The organism is Streptomyces sp. NPDC056503 (genome assembly GCF_042794995.1).
Taxonomy (GTDB): domain Bacteria; phylum Actinomycetota; class Actinomycetes; order Streptomycetales; family Streptomycetaceae; genus Streptomyces.
Genome location: NZ_JBHTST010000016.1, coordinates 23,484 through 39,474, shown reverse-complemented (window position 1 = coordinate 39,474; position 15,991 = coordinate 23,484). Strand labels below are relative to the sequence as shown.

At 72.4% G+C, this 15,991-nt stretch carries 16 protein-coding genes and 2 tRNA genes; 11 read left to right on the top strand and 7 right to left on the bottom strand.

Going from position 1 to position 15,991, the window contains the following annotated elements:
• Positions 1-5: 5 nt before the first annotated feature.
• Both ACFQ8C_RS07200 and ACFQ8C_RS07195 read left to right on the top strand, forming a co-directional pair.
• A complete protein-coding gene (locus tag ACFQ8C_RS07200) occupies positions 6-686 on the top strand; it encodes an AIM24 family protein (RefSeq protein ID WP_383453127.1) in 681 nt (226 codons plus the stop codon).
• Between the two features lie 19 nt (positions 687-705).
• On the top strand, positions 706-1,461 hold the full coding sequence (locus ACFQ8C_RS07195; protein WP_383453125.1) for an AIM24 family protein: 756 nt from the start codon (positions 706-708) through the stop codon (positions 1,459-1,461).
• Positions 1,462-1,513: 52 nt separating this feature from the next.
• Here the strand turns inward: ACFQ8C_RS07195 and ACFQ8C_RS07190 are convergent, their stop codons facing one another.
• Positions 1,514-2,035, bottom strand: a complete 522-nt coding sequence (locus ACFQ8C_RS07190) for an NUDIX hydrolase (RefSeq protein ID WP_383453123.1) — start codon at positions 2,033-2,035, stop codon at positions 1,514-1,516.
• Positions 2,032-3,486 (bottom strand): zinc-dependent metalloprotease, encoded by a 1,455-nt coding sequence (locus tag ACFQ8C_RS07185; protein WP_383453121.1) that lies wholly within the window; start codon positions 3,484-3,486, stop codon positions 2,032-2,034. The genes ACFQ8C_RS07190 and ACFQ8C_RS07185 overlap by 4 nt, the downstream gene beginning before the upstream one ends.
• Positions 3,487-3,676: 190 nt before the next feature.
• On the opposite strand from ACFQ8C_RS07185, the gene ACFQ8C_RS07180 reads away from it, so the two are divergent.
• The 4 genes from ACFQ8C_RS07180 (at position 3,677) to ACFQ8C_RS07165 (ending at position 6,921) form a co-directional block, all read left to right on the top strand.
• Entirely contained in the window at positions 3,677-4,786 is a 1,110-nt protein-coding gene (locus tag ACFQ8C_RS07180) for an SDR family oxidoreductase (RefSeq protein WP_383453120.1), read from the top strand.
• An 80-nt stretch (positions 4,787-4,866) separates the two neighbouring features.
• Positions 4,867-5,328: a molybdenum cofactor biosynthesis protein MoaE gene (locus ACFQ8C_RS07175; RefSeq protein WP_383453119.1), complete on the top strand. Its 462-nt coding sequence runs from the start codon at positions 4,867-4,869 to the stop codon at positions 5,326-5,328.
• 219 nt (positions 5,329-5,547) lie between these two features.
• Positions 5,548-5,760: a hypothetical protein gene (locus tag ACFQ8C_RS07170; protein ID WP_242484060.1), complete on the top strand. Its 213-nt coding sequence runs from the start codon at positions 5,548-5,550 to the stop codon at positions 5,758-5,760.
• 72 nt (positions 5,761-5,832) lie between these two features.
• Positions 5,833-6,921 carry a PDZ domain-containing protein gene (locus tag ACFQ8C_RS07165; RefSeq protein ID WP_383453117.1) on the top strand — a complete coding sequence of 363 codons (1,089 nt, stop codon included), beginning with the start codon at positions 5,833-5,835 and terminating at the stop codon, positions 6,919-6,921.
• 40 nt (positions 6,922-6,961) lie between these two features.
• Here the strand turns inward: ACFQ8C_RS07165 and ACFQ8C_RS07160 are convergent, their stop codons facing one another.
• Positions 6,962-7,501, bottom strand: coding sequence for a PPA1309 family protein (locus ACFQ8C_RS07160; RefSeq protein WP_383453116.1), 540 nt, complete (start codon positions 7,499-7,501; stop codon positions 6,962-6,964).
• A gap of 135 nt (positions 7,502-7,636) precedes the next feature.
• On the opposite strand from ACFQ8C_RS07160, the gene ACFQ8C_RS07155 reads away from it, so the two are divergent.
• From ACFQ8C_RS07155 to ACFQ8C_RS07140, 4 genes are all read left to right on the top strand, one after another.
• The gene (locus tag ACFQ8C_RS07155) at positions 7,637-10,543 is read left to right on the top strand and encodes a UPF0182 family protein (RefSeq protein ID WP_383453114.1); all 2,907 of its coding nucleotides are present in this window, start codon (positions 7,637-7,639) and stop codon (positions 10,541-10,543) included.
• 44 nt (positions 10,544-10,587) lie between these two features.
• Positions 10,588-10,661 (top strand) — tRNA-Met (locus tag ACFQ8C_RS07150).
• 202 nt (positions 10,662-10,863) lie between these two features.
• Positions 10,864-12,912 (top strand): sel1 repeat family protein, encoded by a 2,049-nt coding sequence (locus tag ACFQ8C_RS07145; RefSeq protein ID WP_383453112.1) that lies wholly within the window; start codon positions 10,864-10,866, stop codon positions 12,910-12,912.
• A gap of 48 nt (positions 12,913-12,960) precedes the next feature.
• Positions 12,961-13,034, top strand: a tRNA-Met gene (locus tag ACFQ8C_RS07140).
• Between the two features lie 117 nt (positions 13,035-13,151).
• On the opposite strand, the gene ACFQ8C_RS07135 is transcribed toward ACFQ8C_RS07140, so the two are convergent.
• From ACFQ8C_RS07135 to hisN, 3 genes are all read right to left on the bottom strand, one after another.
• Entirely contained in the window at positions 13,152-13,571 is a 420-nt protein-coding gene (locus ACFQ8C_RS07135; protein WP_383453110.1) for a Fur family transcriptional regulator, read from the bottom strand.
• Positions 13,572-13,598: 27 nt separating this feature from the next.
• Entirely contained in the window at positions 13,599-13,985 is a 387-nt protein-coding gene (locus tag ACFQ8C_RS07130) for a cyclic nucleotide-binding/CBS domain-containing protein (RefSeq protein WP_383453108.1), read from the bottom strand.
• A gap of 136 nt (positions 13,986-14,121) precedes the next feature.
• Entirely contained in the window at positions 14,122-14,934 is an 813-nt protein-coding gene (gene hisN, locus ACFQ8C_RS07125) for a histidinol-phosphatase (protein ID WP_383453106.1), read from the bottom strand.
• A gap of 132 nt (positions 14,935-15,066) precedes the next feature.
• Here hisN and ACFQ8C_RS07120 point away from each other — a divergent pair, with 132 nt between their 5' ends.
• Entirely contained in the window at positions 15,067-15,747 is a 681-nt protein-coding gene (locus ACFQ8C_RS07120; RefSeq protein ID WP_383453104.1) for a TetR/AcrR family transcriptional regulator, read from the top strand.
• Here the strand turns inward: ACFQ8C_RS07120 and ACFQ8C_RS07115 are convergent.
• Positions 15,639-15,962 carry a DMT family transporter gene (locus tag ACFQ8C_RS07115; RefSeq protein WP_383453102.1) on the bottom strand — a complete coding sequence of 108 codons (324 nt, stop codon included), beginning with the start codon at positions 15,960-15,962 and terminating at the stop codon, positions 15,639-15,641. The two genes, ACFQ8C_RS07120 and ACFQ8C_RS07115, sit on opposite strands and share 109 nt — an antisense overlap.
• Positions 15,963-15,991: the final 29 nt, after the last annotated feature.

Sequence of the window (15,991 nt, the reverse complement as noted above, 5' to 3'; positions counted from 1 at the left end):
ACACCATGAACCAGCAGCTCGCGGGCTATGCCCCGACCCCCATCGCGGCCCGCATGGAGAACCACGGCCGCACCATGCTCAAGGTCGCCATGGCCACCGGCCAGGACCTCTACGCCCGGGCCGGCGCGATGGTCGCCTACGAGGGCTTCATCAGCTACGAGCCCAACCCGCCGGCCGTCCGCCAGGTCGCCAAGGAGTGGGCCACCGGCGAGGGCGCGCCGATCATGAAGTGCGCCGGCGACGGCCTGCTCTACCTCGCCGACTACGGCGCCGACGTGGTCGTGATCAACCTCCAGAACGACTCGATCTCGGTCAACGGCAGCAACCTCCTCGCCTTCGACACCCACCTGACGTGGGGCGTCGAGCGGGTCAAGGGCCTCGCCAAGTTCGCCGGCCAGGGCTTGTTCAACGTGGAGATCGCCGGCACCGGCTGGGTCGCGCTCACCTCGCGCGGCACCCCGATCGTCGTCGACTGCGGACGCGGCGAGGACGAGACCTACGTCGACCCCGACGCGCTCGTCGCCTGGTCGCCGGCGCTCAAGGTCAAGGGCAAGCGCAGCTTCAAGGCGTCCTCCCTCATCGGGCGGGGCAGCGGCGAGGCATACCAGATGGCCTTCTCGGGCCAGGGCATCGTCGTCGTACAGCCCAGCGAGGACAGCAGCGACCGGCTTCGGGTCCGGGGCTGAGGGGGAGCGAGAACACATCATGCAGAGCCCGCTTTTCAACCACGCCGAGCAGCAGAGCCAGGAGCGGTACGTCGTCCAGAACCCGCAGCTCCTGCGGGTCAGCCTCACCGGCCACGACGACGTCCTGGCCCGCAAGGGCGCCATGGTCGCCTACCAGGGCCTCGTCGACTTCGACGGCGAGTACCAGAGCAGCAGCCAGCGGCAGGCCCGCGCCCGCACCGGCGAGGGCCTCGACCTGATGCGCTGCTCCGGCCAGGGCACGGTCTACTTCGCCAACCTCGCCCAGTACGTCCACATCGTCGAGGTCGAGCAGGAGGGCCTCACCGTGGACAGCTCCTACGTGCTCGCTCTCGACACGACCCTCCACACCGAGGTCATCGCCGTCGACAGCCAGTACGGGGTCTCCGGCACCGGGAAGTACCAGCTCAACATCACCGGCCGCGGCAAGGTCGCCCTCATGACCTCCGGCCAGCCGCTGATGCTCCAGGTCACCCCGGACAAGTACGTGAGCGCCGACGCGGACGCGATCGTCGCCTGGTCCACCTCGCTGCGGGTCCAGATGCAGGCCCAGACGCACAACAGCAGCGTCCGCAGCCGCCGCGGCTCCACCGGCGAGGGCTGGGAGCTCAGCTTCCTCGGCCAGGGCTTCGCCCTCGTCCAGCCCAGCGAGGTCATGCCCCCGCAGAACGCGGTGATCGGGCAGGGCGCCGCCGCCCAGTTCGGCGTCGGCCAGCACGGCGCCCACGCCCAGAACCAGAACAACGCCTGGAACTGAGCGGGCGGACGGCGAAGGGCCCCCGGGAGACCGGGGGCCCTTCGCCGTCACCTCACAGCCGGGCCAGCGTGCCCTCCACGAGCCGCGCCACCGAGGTGTCCGCGACGGCGGCCACCTCGTCGTACGCGAACCACCTCAGGTCCAGCGACTCCTCGCTGATCCGCGCCACCCCGTCCGCCGGGGCCAGCGCCGCGTACTGCACGTCGAGGTGCCAGTGGCAGGGCGCCGGGATCGGATGCCGGTCGAGCCGCACCGGACCGCCGGGCAGCAGCGTCAGCCCCTCGATCCCCGACTCCTCGGTGGCCTCGCGCAGCGCCGCCGCCCCGAGCGTCGGATCGCCCTCCTCGCAGTGGCCGCCCATCTGGAGCCACATGCCGAGCTTCTTGTGCAGGGTGAGCAGCACCCGCCCGCGCGACGGGTCGATCACCAGCGCGCTGCCGGTGAGGTGACCCGCCCCGCACGGCTTGTACATCCCGTCGGGATGCGCCGCCAGATGCTCCAGGTAGAGCTCGCGGAGCTCCGGCTGGCCCTCGTACCCCTTCAGGACGAGGACCGCGTCGTCGTGCAGGCTCACTCCCCGGAACCGTCCTTGCCCGGCTCGTCCTCGCCCTGGTCCTTCCTGCCCTCGGCCGCCTCGCCGAGCAGCTTGTCCAGCTCGGAGAAGTCCAGGTGCTCGCGGTGGACGAAGCCGTCCGGGTCGTCGAGGTCGGTCGCCGTCGGCAGCATGTCGGGGTGCTCCCACAGCCCGTCGCGGCCGTCGACTCCCCGCGCGTCGGTGAGCGAGGCCCACAGCCGGGAGGCGTCCCGCAGTCGGCGCGGCCGCAGCTCCAGACCGATCAGGGTGGCGAAGGTCTGCTCGGCGGGACCACCGGTGGCCCGGCGCCGGCGCAGCGTCTCGCGGAGCGCGTCCGCCGAGGTCAGCCGGGTCCTGGCGGCCTCGTGGACCACCGCGTCCACCCAGCCCTCGACCAGCGCGAGCGCCGTCTCCAGCCGGGCCAGGGCCGCCTTCTGCTCGGGCGTGTCCTGCGGCTGGAACATGCCGGACTGGAGCGCCTCCTGAAGCTGCTCCGGGTGGGTCGGGTCGAGCTGGGAGACGGCCTCCTCCAGCTTCGAGGTGTCGACCTTGATCCCCCGCGCGTACGACTCGACGGCACCGAAGAGGTGCGCCCGCAGCCACGGCACGTGGGCGAAGAGACGCTGGTGGGCGGCCTCGCGCAGGGCCAGGTAGAGCCGCACCTCGTCGAAGGGGACGCTCAGGTCCTTGCCGAAGGCCTCCACGTTCAGCGGGAGCAGCGCGGCCCGGCCGGCCGGGCCGAGCGGCAGGCCGACGTCGGTCGAGCCGACGACCTCGCCCGCGAGCGCGCCGATGGCCTGCCCGATCTGCTGGCCGAACATGGCGCCGCCCATCGACCGCATCATGCCGATCAGCGGGCCGGCCATGGCCTGCATCTCCTGCGGCAGCACGTCGCCCATGGCGGTGCCGACGCGCTCGGCGACGGGGTCCACCAGCTCCTTCCACGCCGGGAGGGTCGCCTCGACCCACTCGGCGCGGCTCCACGCCACCGCCGTGTTCGCCCCGGAGGGCAGCGAGGTGACCTGGTCGAGCCAGAGGTCGGCGAGGCGGACCGCCTCCTCGACCGCGGACTTCTCGGCCGGGCCCACGCTGGCGTCCTTGACGCCGTCGGAGGTGCCCTGGGCGACCACCTGGCGGGCGATCTGCTTGGCCATGTCCCAGTTCACGGGACCGCCCTCGTAGCTCAGCATCTGTCCGAGCTGCTGGAAGGCCGCGCCCAGGTCCGTCGGGTTCATCGACCCGAACATCGCGGCGAACGGATTGTCCGCGCCGCCCTGGCCGCCGCCCATGCCGGGGAGACCGCCGAATCCGAACGGGTTGGCCCCGAACGGATTGCCGCCGCCCTGACCGCCGGACCCCTGGCCACCTCCGGCGGGGTCCTTCTTCTTGCCTTCGTCGCCGTCCTCCGGCTCCTCCGGCGGAAGGCCGAATCCGAATGGGGTGTCACTCACAGGTTTCCTCGGCTCCTAGGGCCGCCGGCTTCTGCCGGCGGCGACTGCCCGCTGCACAACACCAGCGTAGACATCCGGGTCGGATATGGGCTCAAGTCTCCGCCGGGCCGTGCCCTGCGGCAGGATGGACGCCACCTGGTACGTACGCGTCATCCCCGTACGTACTGAAGACAACCACTGGAGTCGGTCGGTGAGTTCCCCAGATCCGCAGGTTCGCGGAGCGCGAAACCACTCAACCCGGTCCGCCGCGCGCGGTCCCGTCGTCGCGGTCACCGGCGCCGCCACCGGTGTCGGCGCCCTGCTGACCAGGCGTCTCGCCGATTCGGACGAGGTCCGGCAGGTGATCGGCATCGACGAGCGGCGCGGCGAGGTCACGGAGGCGACCTGGCATGTCCTCGACGTGCGGGATCCGGCCATCGCGGAGAAGCTGCGCGGCGCCGACGTCGTCGTGCACCTCGCCGTCGACCTCGACCTGGAGACCGACCCCGCCGCCCGGACGGCCTACAACGTGCGCGGCACGCAGACCGTCCTCACGGCCGCCGCCGCGGCCGGCGTCCACCGGGTCGTCCTGTGCACCTCGACGATGGTCTACGGCGCGCTGCCCGACAACGACATCCCGCTCTCCGAGGACGCCGAGCTGCGGGCCACCGCCGAGGCCACCGGCGTCGGCGACCTCCTGGAGATCGAACGGCTCGGCCGCCGGGGCTCCCGCGCCCACCCCGGCCTCAACGTGACCGTGGTCCGCCCGGCCGTCCTCGTCGGCGGTACGGACACGGCGCTGACCCGCTACTTCGAGTCGCCCCGGCTGCTCGTCGTGGCCGGCTCCCGCCCCACCTGGCAGTTCTGCCACGTGGACGACCTGGTCAGCGCCCTGGAGTACGCGGCCCTGGAGAAGGTCGAAGGCGAGTTCGCGGTCGGCTGCGAGGGCTGGCTGGAGCAGGAGGAGGTCGAGGAGCTGTCGGGGATCCGCCGCATGGAGCTGCCCTCCGCGGTCGCCCTGGGCGCCGCGGCCCGGCTGCACCGGATCGGCCTCACCCCGTCCCCGGCCGGGGACCTCGCCTACACCATGCACCCCTGGGTGGTGAGCGTCGGCCGGCTCCACGACGCGGGCTGGCGGCCGAAGTGGACCAACGAGGAGGTCCTCGCGGCGCTCCTGGAGGAGGTCCAGGGCCGGCACACGGTCGCGGGCCGCCGGCTGGGCCGCAAGGACGCCACGGCGGCGGGCGCCGCGGGCGCCACGGTGGCCCTGCTGGGCACCGCGGCCCTGGTGCGGCAGATGAGGAAGCGGCGCGGCCTGTAGGACCCTCCTACGGAGGGTCCCGGTCCACCGGTCGAAAACGCTATTCCGGGATGTCGGAGGCGTGCGGCACCATGGACCGCATGACGACCACGCACGACCACCCCGGTGAGCAGGCCGCGGACGACCCGATCAAGCTGCTCGCGATCCGCGACACCCCGCTCTCGGTCGACGAGGTCTTCCGGGCCGTCGGCGAGGACGCGGCGGGTGGCACGACCCTCTTCGTCGGCACCGTGCGCAACCACGACGGCGGCGCCGACGTGGACGCGCTGGGCTACTCCTGCCACCCGAGCGCGGAGGCCGAGCTGCGCCGGGTCGCCGAGAAGGTCGTGGCGAACTACCCGGTCCGCGCCCTGGCGGCCGTGCACCGGGTCGGCGACCTCGTGGTGGGCGACCTGGCGGTCGTCGTCGCCGTCTCCTGCCCCCACCGCGGCGAGGCCTTCGAGGCCTGCCGCAAGCTGATCGACGACCTCAAGCACGAGGTCCCCATCTGGAAGCACCAGACCTTCTCGGACGGCACCGAGGAGTGGGTGGGGGCTTGCTGAGCCCGAGGGTCCCCCGGACGGATTCCGGGGGAGGGCGGGGGCTTCCTGAGCCTCCGTCCCGAGGCCGGGGGCTTGCCGAGCCTCCGTCCCGAGGGCGCAAGGCGGCGCGCCGACACGGTGTAGCCGAACGCCCGATTTGCGTAACCGGCCCCCAGGCCCGAGCGTTGGTGGCACAGATGAATAATCTGCTGATCAACTCACTGGGGATGGGAGGTCGGGATGGCAGCGCTGGCCTGGTTGCTGATTCCGCTTTTCGCAGTCGTCGGAGCGGCGATATGGGGAAGCTGGGTCCAGAGGAACAAGACCATAGGTGACGTGGCCGAGCTCGCCGGCTACGCCCGCTTCAGGGACGCCATGGAGCGTGCCCACCCCACCGCACCCGATTCCGCTCCGTTCCGGCCGGTGCCCGAGGCGGCTCCCGCGGAGTCCTGACAAGCCCTCGGCGGCGTCCCGTACGGACCGCCCCAGGGGTGCGCGCACAGGCGAGTCCCGTACTGTCGTTCCATGCCACGCCGCACCGCGACGATGCTCGCCTCCACCCTGGTCCTGATCTGCCTGCTGATCGCCGGCGTCCTGATCCCGGTGCCCTACGCGGAGATGAGCCCCGGCCCCACGGTCAACACGCTCGGCGAGGCTCGCGGCGAGCCGGTCCTCCAGATCACCGGTCGCAAGACCTACCCGACCGACGGCCACCTCAACATGACCACGGTCAGGGTCACCAGCGCGGACTACAAGATGAACGCCGTCGAGGCGGTCTACGGCTGGCTGACCCACGACAACGTGGTGGTGCCGCACGACACCCTCTACCCGGACGGGAAGACGGAGGAGGAGTCGAGCCAGGAGAACGCGGAGGAGTTCTCCCAGTCGCAGGAGAGCGCCAAGGTCGCCGCCCTCGACGAACTGGGCATCCCCTTCACCACCCGGGTCGTCGTCGCCTCCGTGGTCAAGGACTCCCCGGCCGAGGGCACCCTCCACGCCGGTGACGTCATCAAGGCCGTCGACGGCGTGAAGGTCACCAAGCCCGCCGACGTCGCCGCGCAGGTGACCCGGCGGAAGCCGGGCGAGAAGGTCGAGTTCACCATCGTCCCGGCGAAGGAGGCGGCCGCCGCCGAGAAGGCGCACAAGGAGGCCACCGTCACCCGGAAGGTGGCCATCACCACCGTGAAGTCCGAGGAGGGCGACCGGGCGATCGTCGGCATCCAGGCCGGCACCGACCACGTCTTCCCGTTCACCATCGACATCAAGCTGGCCGACGTCGGCGGCCCCAGCGCCGGTCTGATGTTCGCGCTCGGCATCGTCGACAAGCTGACCCCGGAGAGCCTCACCGGCGGCAGGTTCGTCGCGGGCACGGGCACCATCGACGACGACGGCAAGGTCGGCCCGATCGGCGGCATCCAGATGAAGCTGGTCGGCGCGCGGAACGCGGGCGCCGAGTACTTCCTCACCCCGGCCGACAACTGCGCCGGCGCGGCCGAGGACACGCCCGACGGGCTCACCCTCGTCAGGGTCGACACCATCGACGACGCCACGAAGTCGCTGGAGAAGCTCCGCAAGGGCGACACGGCGGGCCTCCCGAGCTGCTCGAAGGGCTGAGCCGGTACGGCGACGCGACCGGCTCAGCGCTCCGTACCGCTCAGCCCTCGAAGGTCGCCGCGAGCGCGTCGGCGAGTCCCGGCACCAGGTCGGGTCCGGTCAGCACCTCGTTCGGCGAGTCCTTCTCGCGCAGCCGGATCGCCGCCTCCCGGGCGCCGGTCCGCAGCACGGCCACCGTCATCCGGACCTCCTGGCGGTCCGGGTGGGCGGCGACCCACTTGTTCAGCCGGGCGCCGCTCAGGTCCTTCGGGACCTGGGCCTCGGCCGACGGCGGCAGCATCAGCCGCTCCACCGTCAGGGCGCAGCCGGCGACCGAGTCCGGCCAGGCGATGGTGCCGAGGAACTCGTCCAGCGGCTTGCCGGAGGGGATCTCCTCCTGCTCGATCGGGGTGTAGGCGGTGGCGTCCTCGCCGAGCTTCAGCGAGGGCGCCTGGGCGCGCAGCCGGGCGGTGTCGACCAGGGCGAAGAGGCGGGCGGGCCGGTCCCAGCCGAGACCCGAGGCGTACTCGTCGATCTCGAGCACCGCGCGGGTGAGGGGACTGGAGGCCATCGGCGGGCCCGAGGGGGAAAGGTTGGACATGACCAATATCCTGCCTCCTCTTCCCCCGGAGACGGGAACTAGGTAAAGCGTCAGTAAGTTGCACCAGTGGGCCCTACGATCGCGGGGCCCGCTTTCCGACGCATCAACACCGAGGGGCGCACGTTGGCTTTCCAGATGCCGGACCGTGGCGGAAGCCCGTCCGGGCCAAGGATCAGAGTCGGCCGGCCGTCCCGGCGGGCCCGCACCCTGCTGATGACACTGGGCGTGCTGGCCGTCCTGGCCATGGCGTTCGTGATGTTCGCCGGGTTCTGGACGGACTGGCTCTGGTACCGCTCGGTCCACTACTCGTCCGTGTTCACCACCACCCTGTGGACCAAGATCGGCCTGTTCGCCGTCTTCGGGCTGCTGATGGGGCTCGCCGTCGGCCTCAACATCTGGCTGGCGTACCGGCTGCGGCCGCCGCTGAGCGCGATGTCGCTGGAGCAGCAGAGCCTCGACCGGTACCGGATGGGCGTCGCCCCCTTCAAGAAGTGGGTGCTGCTCGCGATCACCGCCCTGGTGGGCCTGATCGCCGGCGCCTCCGCGTCCGGCCAGTGGCGCACCTGGCTCATGTGGGTCAACGGCGTGGACTTCGGTGAGAAGGACGTCCAGTTCGGCAAGGACGTCTCCTTCTACGCCTTCGACCTGCCCTGGTACCGCTTCCTGCTGGCCTTCGGCTTCGCCGCCGTGGTGCTCTCGCTGATCGCCGCGGCGATCACCCACTACCTGTACGGCGGGCTGCGGATCACCAGCCCCGGTGCCCGCGCCACCGCCGCCGCCACCGGCCACCTCTCGGTGCTGCTCGGCGTCTTCGTGGCGCTGAAGGCCGTGGCGTACTGGCTCGACCGGTACGGCCTCGCGGTGAAGTCCAGCGACTTCAAGGCCACCGGCAACTGGACGGGCCTGCGGTACGTCGACGCCAACGCCTATCTGCCGGCGAAGACGATCCTCTTCTGCATCGCCGTCATCTGCGCCGTGCTCTTCTTCGCCACGCTGTGGCGCCGCACCTGGCAGCTGCCGGTCATCGGCTTCGGCCTGATGGTGCTCTCCGCCGTCCTCATCGGCGGCCTGTACCCGGCGATCGTGCAGAAGTTCCAGGTCCAGCCGAACGAGCAGGCCAAGGAAGCCCCGTACATCCAGAACAACATCGACGCGACCCGCAAGGCGTACGCGATCGACGACACCAAGCTGGAGAACTACTCGGGCAAGTCGACGGTCAAGGCCAAGGACAAGCTGCGCTCGGACGCCGACACGGCGGCCGCCTACCGCGTCCTCGACCCGAACATCGTCTCGCCGACCTTCCAGCAGCTGGAGCAGAAGCGGAAGTACTACCAGTTCCCGACGACGCTCGACGTGGACCGCTACCAGGGCCAGGACGTCGTCATCGGTCTGCGCGAGCTCAACATCCGCGGCATCCCGAAGCGGAACTGGATCAACGACCACTTCACCTACACCCACGGCTACGGCGCCATCATGGCCCGCGGCACCCAGACCGACGCCAACGGCTCCCCGGTCTTCACCGAGTCGGGCCTGCCGACCACCGGTGACCTCGGGAAGTACCAGCAGAAGATCTACTACGGCGAGAAGACCGACCAGTACTCGATCGTGGGCGGCCCCCAGAAGGAGCTGGACTACGAGGAGAACGGCGAGAAGACCACCAGCTACGAGGGCAAGAGCGGCGTCAGCCTGGAGAACGCCTTCAACCGCGCGGCCTACGCGGTGGCCTTCAGCGAGCCGCAGATCCTCTACTCCGGAGCCATCGGCGACGGCTCGCGGATCCTGTACAACCGCACGCCCAAGCAGCGCGTCGAGGCCGTCGCCCCCTGGCTGACCATCGACGGCGACGCCTACCCGGCGGTCGTCGACGGCAAGATCCAGTGGATCGTCGACGCCTACACGACCACCAACGGCTACCCGTACGCCTCGCGGACCACGCTCGGCGACACCACCGCCGACTCGCTGACCGTCGGCAACCAGCAGCGCGCGGTCGTCGCCCAGCAGAACCAGGTCAACTACATCCGCAACTCGGTGAAGGCCACCGTCGACGCCTACGACGGCACGGTCACCCTCTACCAGTGGGACACCGAGGACCCGGTCCTGAAGACCTGGATGAAGGCCTTCCCCGACACGGTGAAGCCCAAGTCCGAGGTCAAGGGCGACCTCCTGGAGCACCTGCGCTACCCGCAGGACATGTTCAAGGTCCAGCGCGAGCTGCTGACCCGCTACCACGTCACCGACCCGGCCCAGTTCTACAGCGGCTCGGACGCCTGGCAGGTGCCGGACGACCCGACCAACAAGGACAACGTGGCCGTGCCGCCGTACTACCTGAGCATGAAGATGCCCGGGGACTCGGAGCAGCGCTTCTCGCTGACCACGACCTTCACCCCCAACGGGCGGCCCAACCTGGGCGGCTTCATGGCGGTCGACGCCGACGCCACCAGCAAGGAGTACGGCCGGCTGAGACTGCTGCGGGTCACCGAGGACGTGCCCGGACCGGCCCAGGTCCAGAGCAAGCTCAACGGTCTGCCCGACGTCGCCACCTTCGTCCGCGACATGAAGGGCGCCGACTCGGACATCCAGTACGGCAACCTGCTCACCGTGCCGCTCGACGGCGGCTTCCTCTACGTCGAGCCGGTCTACGCCCAGGGACGGAACGCGCTCTACCCGCTCCTGAAGAAGGTGGCGGTGTCGTACGTGGACGCCGACCAGCCGGACGGGGACACCACCAAGGACACCACGGTGTTCGAGAACAACCTCACGGACGCCCTCAACGCGGTCTTCGGGGTGGAGGGCACGACCCCGCCGACGACCCCGCCGGGCACCGAGCAGCCGCCGACCACCCCGCAGCCGCCGGCCTCGGCGGACGCGGCGCTGAAGGCGGCCATCGCCGACGCCCAGAAGGCGTACGACGAGGGCGAGGCGGCCCTCGCCAAGGGCGACTGGACGGCCTACGGCAAGGCCCAGGACGACCTCCAGGCCGCCCTGGAGCGGGCGGCCGAGGCGGGCGCCAAGATCCAGCCGCAGGGGGCGTCCGGCAGCTGACCTGCGAGGCTTCACCCCATGTCGTGATAGTGTTACTTCATCGACGCGGGGTGGAGCAGCTCGGTAGCTCGCTGGGCTCATAACCCAGAGGTCGCAGGTTCAAATCCTGTCCCCGCTACTGACACGAGGGCTCGGATCCATAAGGATCCGGGCCCTCGTCGCGTGTCGGGGTGACGGGGGGCACCGAAGAGCGGTACGGAAGGGGCGAGTTGAGGCGCTACGTGTTTGACTTGTCTCTCTGTGGGCATGTCGACAAAACGCTGAGGTGACCTCAAGGGCTGCGGTATACCGGGTGTGCGCGGGTTGCGGGTGGTGCGACGATGGTATTTATGGGGGACAGGGCAACTCTGTTGGAGACAGGGCGGTTTGTGCAGCGGCACGCCAGAAATGCCGCGGACGAGATCATCGAGGCCGTGCCGGCCGTCGATGCGGTCGTCGACACCACCTCCCTGAGCGGGACCGTCCCGGACGCCGGGCCGGAGACCGAGGCCGAGACCGAGGCCGAGGCCGAGGCCGAGGGCCGGCACCGCAGGGCCGCCGAGCGCGGTGACACCGACGCCATGAGCGCCCTCGGCGCCCTCCTGCTGCGCCGCGGCGACCTCGACGCCGCCGAGTCCTTCCTGCGCGCCGCCACCGCCGAGGGCGACCGTGCCGCCGCCAACAACCTCGGCGTCCTCCTGCACCAGCGCGGCTACCCCGACGAGGCCGCCGGCTGGTGGCGGGTCGCCGCCGTCGCCGGCTCCGCGCCGGCCGCGCACGCCCTGGGCCGCCACCACCGCGAGCGCGGCGACGAGCCCGCCGCCGAGTACTGGCTGCGCCAGGCCGCCGAGCAGGGCCACGCCCTGGGCGCCTACGCCCTCGCCGACCTGCTGGAGCACCGCAGCGACGTCGGCGCCGAGCGCTGGCTGCGCGCCGCCGCCGAGCAGGGCCACCGCGAGGCCGCGTACCGCCTCGCCCTCGCCCTGGAGCGGCGCGCCACCGAGACCCTCCGCGGTCCGCACGCCTACGGCCCCGCCGCCTCCGCGGGCCGCGTCGGCCACGCGTACGACACGGCCGGCCGCCTCCGCGCGGCCGACCCCCTCCGGACGGTCGAGCCCCCGCGGGCGGCCGAGCGCCCCGAGGCCGCCCCGCCCCGGACCGGGGACGGCGCCGCCGCCGGGCCGCTCGGCGAGGCCGAGCAGTGGTTCCGGCAGGCGGCCGCCCGGGGACACCGGCGGGCCGCGCTGCACCTCGGAGCCCTCCTGGAACAGCGCGGCGAGCTGAAGGAGGCCGGGCGCTGGTACCTCAGCTCCGCCAAGGAGGGCGAGGCCAAGGCCGCCTGCGCCCTCGGCTTCCTGCTGCGCGACGCCGGCGACGAGGAGAGCGCCGCCGTCTGGTGGCTGCGCGCCGCCCAGGACGGCGACGGCAACGCCGCCAACGCGCTGGGCGCCCTGCACGCGGCCCGCGGCGAGCAGCAGACCGCCGAGCGCTGGTACCGCGCCGCCATGGACGCAGGGGACGTCAACGGCGCCTACAACCTCGGCCTGCTCTGCGCCGCCCAGGACCGCCTCCCGCAGGCCGAGCAGTGGTACCGCCGCGCCGCCTACGCGGGCCACCGCGAGGCCGCCAACGCGCTCGCCGTGCTGCTTCTCCAGGCCGGCGACGCGGGCGGCGCCGAGCCGTGGTTCTCCAAGGCCGCCGAGGCCGGCTCCGTGGACGCCGCCTTCAACCTGGGCATCATCCACGCGGGCCGCGACGAGGACCGCTCCGCGCTCGCCTGGTACGAGCGGGCCGCCGCCGCCGGACACACCGAGGCCGCCCTCCAGGTCGGCATCGCCGCCCTGCGGGACGGCGACGAGCAGACCGCCGAGCGGCACCTGCGCTGCGCGGCGGGCGGCGGCAGCGCCGAGGCCGCCTTCCGTCTCGCCACGCTCCTCGACGCGCGTCGCCCCGACCCCGGCCCGGTGGTCCTCGGCGCCCCCGTGGACCAGAAGACCGAGTGCGAGGAGTGGTACGAGCGGGCCGCCCAGCAGGGCCACCGCCGCGCCCAGGTGCGGGTCGGCATGCTCGCCGCCGGCCGGGGCGACCTCGCCGGGGCCGCCCGCTGGTACCGGGAGGCCGCCGAGGCCGGCAGCCGCAACGGCGCCTTCAACCTGGGACTGCTCCTCGCCCGCGAGGGCAGCGAGCGCGAGGCCGCCCTCTGGTGGACCCGGGCGGCCCGGGCCGGGCACGGCCGCGCCGCGCTCCGGCTCGCGCTGCTCGCCGCCCGCCGGGGCGAGCTGTCCGAGGGGCGCAAGTGGTGCGCCCATGCCGTGGAGCTCGGTCCGGCCGAGGTCGCCGAGCGGGCGGCGCGGCTCAGCGAGGCGCTGCACCAGGAGCTCACCGCGTAGAACCGATTTGCTCCTGACCCAGGGGTCCCGTAAGGTTGGGTTCACCGACGCGGGGTGGAGCAGCTCGGTAGCTCGCTGGGCTCATAACCCAGAGGTCGCAGGTTCAAATCCTGTCCCCGCTACTCAGTAGCACGAAGGCCCGGATCGTATCCGTACGATCCGGGCCTTCGGCGTTCCCGGACACGGGTGCGCGGGCACGAAGAAGGCGCCCCCGAGGGGGCGCCCGTGGTCCGGCCCGGCTACGCCTTCGCCGCGCAGTTCGGGCAGAGGCCGCGGTAGGTGACCTCGACGTTCGAGATCGTGAAGCCGAAGCGCTCGGCGTCCGGCAGGTCCCGCAGCGGGTCGCCCGCCGGGTGGACGTCGCGGATCGCGCCGCAGCCGGCGCAGACCAGGTGCTGGTGCGGCCGGTGGGCGTTGGGGTCGTACCGCTTGGCGCGGCCGTCGGTGGCGACCTCGATGACCTCGCCGAGCGTGACCATCTCGCCCAGCGTGTTGTAGACGGTCGCGCGGGAGATCTCGGGCAGGCGCTCGACGGCGCGGGCGTGCACCTCGTCGGCGGTGAGATGCACGTGGTCGCCGTCGAGGACCTCGGCGACGACACGGCGCTGCGCGGTCATCCGCCAGCCACGTCCGCGCAGTCGTTCCAACAGGTCGCTCATGAGGGTCAGGGTAACAGCGGGGGGAATTCAATCGGCCACGCTGTGGGCCGGGAGCCAACAGCGGATGATGTCGCGGACCGAGACCATGCCGACCGGTCCCAGGTCGTCGAGGACGACGAGATGGCGGAAGCCGCCGCGGGTCATCGCCTCGGCCGCCTCCTCCAGGGTCCAGCCGGGGGCGGCGAAGACCACCTCGTGGGTGGTGTGGGAACCGGCCGTCTCGCGGTCGGGGTCCTCGCCCCGGCCGAGTGAGTTCAGGACGTCGCGCTCGGTGATGATGCCGAGCCCGGCGTCGCCGTCGAGGACGACGGCGGCGCCGACGCGGCGTGCCGACATCAGCCGGGCGGCCTGTCGGAGGGTGTGGGCGGGTCCGATGGTGAGGACCACCGTGCTCATGGCGTCACGGACGAGCATGGATGGAGCCACCTCCTCGGCGAACCGCCCATGAGGCGGTTCACAAATGCACAAGTGGGGCTCTCAGAGTTGCACCGGGGGAGGGGGCCGACAAGGGGGCGCGCGAGGCGCCCCCGGGGGGCGGGCGGGGGCGCGTTCAGGCGCCGGGCGTCCCCTCGGACCCCAGGCGGCCCAGGAGCGCCTTGTGCAGCAGGCCGTTGGAGGCCGCCGCGTTCCCGCTGTGCGGGCCGGGCCGCCCGTCCAGGCCGGTGTACGAGCCGCCGGCCTCCTGCACCACGATCGCCACCGCCGCCATGTCCCACAGCGACAGCTCCGGCTCCGCGCACAGGTCGACCGTGCCCTCGGCGACCATCATGTACGGCCAGAAGTCGCCGTACGCCCGGGTCCGCCAGCACGCGCGCGTGAGGTCCAGGAACGCGTCGAGTCTCCCCCGCTCCTCCCAGCCGCTCAGCGAGGAGTACGCGAACGAGGCGTCGGCCAGCGAGGCCACCTGGGACACCCCGATCCGGGTCCCCGCCTCCGGGCCGGTGCCCGTGAAGGCCCCCTGGCCCTTCGCCGCCCACCAGCGGCGGCCGAGCGCGGGCGCCGACACCACCCCGACCACGGGCTGGAAGCCGGTCTCGCCCTCCTCCATCAGCGCGATCAGGGTCGCCCACACCGGCACCCCGCGCACGTAGTTCTTGGTGCCGTCGATCGGGTCGATCACCCAGCGGCGCGGGCCGGTGCCCTCGACGCCGTACTCCTCGCCCAGGATCGCGTCCCCGGGCCGCTCCGTCTGGAGGCCCGCGCGGATCAGCTCCTCGGCGGCCCGGTCCGCCTCGCTCACCGGGGTCATGTCCGGCTTGGTCTCGACCTTGAGGTCGAGGGCCCGGAAGCGGGCCATGGTGGCCGCGTCGGCGGCATCCGCGAGGGTGTGGGCAAGACGCAGGTCATCGTGGTAATCGGCCATGCCCGGCACTCTAGCGCCGCCCGGACGCCGCCCGGTGAACCGTCTCGCCCGGCCCGGTGAACCCTCCGCTCCCTTGACAGCGCCCGCCGGCCTGCCGACGCTGGGGGACCATCATCCGGCCCGGAGGCGCCCATGCCGACCGCCCGCGAGGCCCTCCTCGACGCCGCTCTCGCCGCCCTGGCGCGGCACCCCTGGTCCGCCGTGCGGATGGCCGACCTCGCCGTCGCCGCCCGGGTCTCCCGGCAGACCCTCTACAACGAGTTCGGCAGCAAGGAGGGGATGGCCCGCGCCCTCGTCCGGCGCGAGGCCGACGCCTACCTCGACGGGGTCCGCCGACTCCTCGCCGCCTCCGGACCGCCCGCCTCCGGACCGGACGTTCCCGAGCCGCCCGCCTCCGGACCGTCCGCGCGCGCCCTCGCGGCCGTCGCCGAGTGGACCGTCGCCCGGGCCGGCGACCGGCCGATACTGCGCTCGCTGCTCACCGGCGCCTGGACCGAGGGCCTGCCCCGGCCCCGCCCGCCCCGGCCGGGCGCCCGCCCCGCGCCCGTACCGGCACAGCGGAGGGCGGACGCCGGACCGCCGGCGCCCGGGGAGCTGCTCGCCACGACGGCGCTCTGCGCGGGGGAGCGGTGGGCGGCCGGCTGCGAGGTGGCCCTGCGGCTGGCCGTCAGCCACGTGGTGGCCCCGGCGCTGCCGCCGGAGGGTCAGTGGGCGGAGCCGGACAGCTGGAGGCCGATGACCCCCGCGATGACGAGGCTGATCGAGACGATCTTGAGCGTGGAGACCACGTCCCCGAGGAAGACCATGCCGTAGATCGCGGTGCCGGCCGCCCCGATCCCCGTCCACACCGCGTACGCGGGGCCCACGTCGAGCTTCCGCAGGGCGAGCGTCAGCAGCCCGAAGCTGCCCAGGGCGAAACAGGCGAAGGCGATCGTCGGCCAGAGTCGGGTGAACCCGTGGGAGAGCTTCAGGCAGACCGCGAAGCCCGTCTCCAGGATCCCCGCGACCACAACCAGCAGCCACGCCATCGTTCCCGCCTCCCGACCGGTCGGATTCC

What these genes read in the sequence shown, in the direction of transcription:
- ACFQ8C_RS07165 (WP_383453117.1), top strand. Translation starts at nt 5,833, where the DNA reads ATGCCACGCCGCACCGCGACGATGCTCGCCTCCACCCTGGTCCTGATC.
- ACFQ8C_RS07135 (WP_383453110.1), bottom strand. Translation starts at nt 13,571, where the DNA reads ATGAGCGACCTGTTGGAACGACTGCGCGGACGTGGCTGGCGGATGACC.
- ACFQ8C_RS07170 (WP_242484060.1), top strand. Translation starts at nt 5,548, where the DNA reads ATGGCAGCGCTGGCCTGGTTGCTGATTCCGCTTTTCGCAGTCGTCGGA.
- ACFQ8C_RS07155 (WP_383453114.1), top strand. Translation starts at nt 7,637, where the DNA reads ATGCCGGACCGTGGCGGAAGCCCGTCCGGGCCAAGGATCAGAGTCGGC.
- hisN (WP_383453106.1), bottom strand. Translation starts at nt 14,934, where the DNA reads ATGGCCGATTACCACGATGACCTGCGTCTTGCCCACACCCTCGCGGAT.
- ACFQ8C_RS07160 (WP_383453116.1), bottom strand. Translation starts at nt 7,501, where the DNA reads ATGTCCAACCTTTCCCCCTCGGGCCCGCCGATGGCCTCCAGTCCCCTC.
- ACFQ8C_RS07145 (WP_383453112.1), top strand. Translation starts at nt 10,864, where the DNA reads ATGGTATTTATGGGGGACAGGGCAACTCTGTTGGAGACAGGGCGGTTT.
- ACFQ8C_RS07115 (WP_383453102.1), bottom strand. Translation starts at nt 15,962, where the DNA reads ATGGCGTGGCTGCTGGTTGTGGTCGCGGGGATCCTGGAGACGGGCTTC.
- ACFQ8C_RS07195 (WP_383453125.1), top strand. Translation starts at nt 706, where the DNA reads ATGCAGAGCCCGCTTTTCAACCACGCCGAGCAGCAGAGCCAGGAGCGG.
- ACFQ8C_RS07200 (WP_383453127.1), top strand. Translation starts at nt 6, where the DNA reads ATGAACCAGCAGCTCGCGGGCTATGCCCCGACCCCCATCGCGGCCCGC.
- ACFQ8C_RS07130 (WP_383453108.1), bottom strand. Translation starts at nt 13,985, where the DNA reads ATGCTCGTCCGTGACGCCATGAGCACGGTGGTCCTCACCATCGGACCC.
- ACFQ8C_RS07175 (WP_383453119.1), top strand. Translation starts at nt 4,867, where the DNA reads ATGACGACCACGCACGACCACCCCGGTGAGCAGGCCGCGGACGACCCG.
- ACFQ8C_RS07120 (WP_383453104.1), top strand. Translation starts at nt 15,067, where the DNA reads ATGCCGACCGCCCGCGAGGCCCTCCTCGACGCCGCTCTCGCCGCCCTG.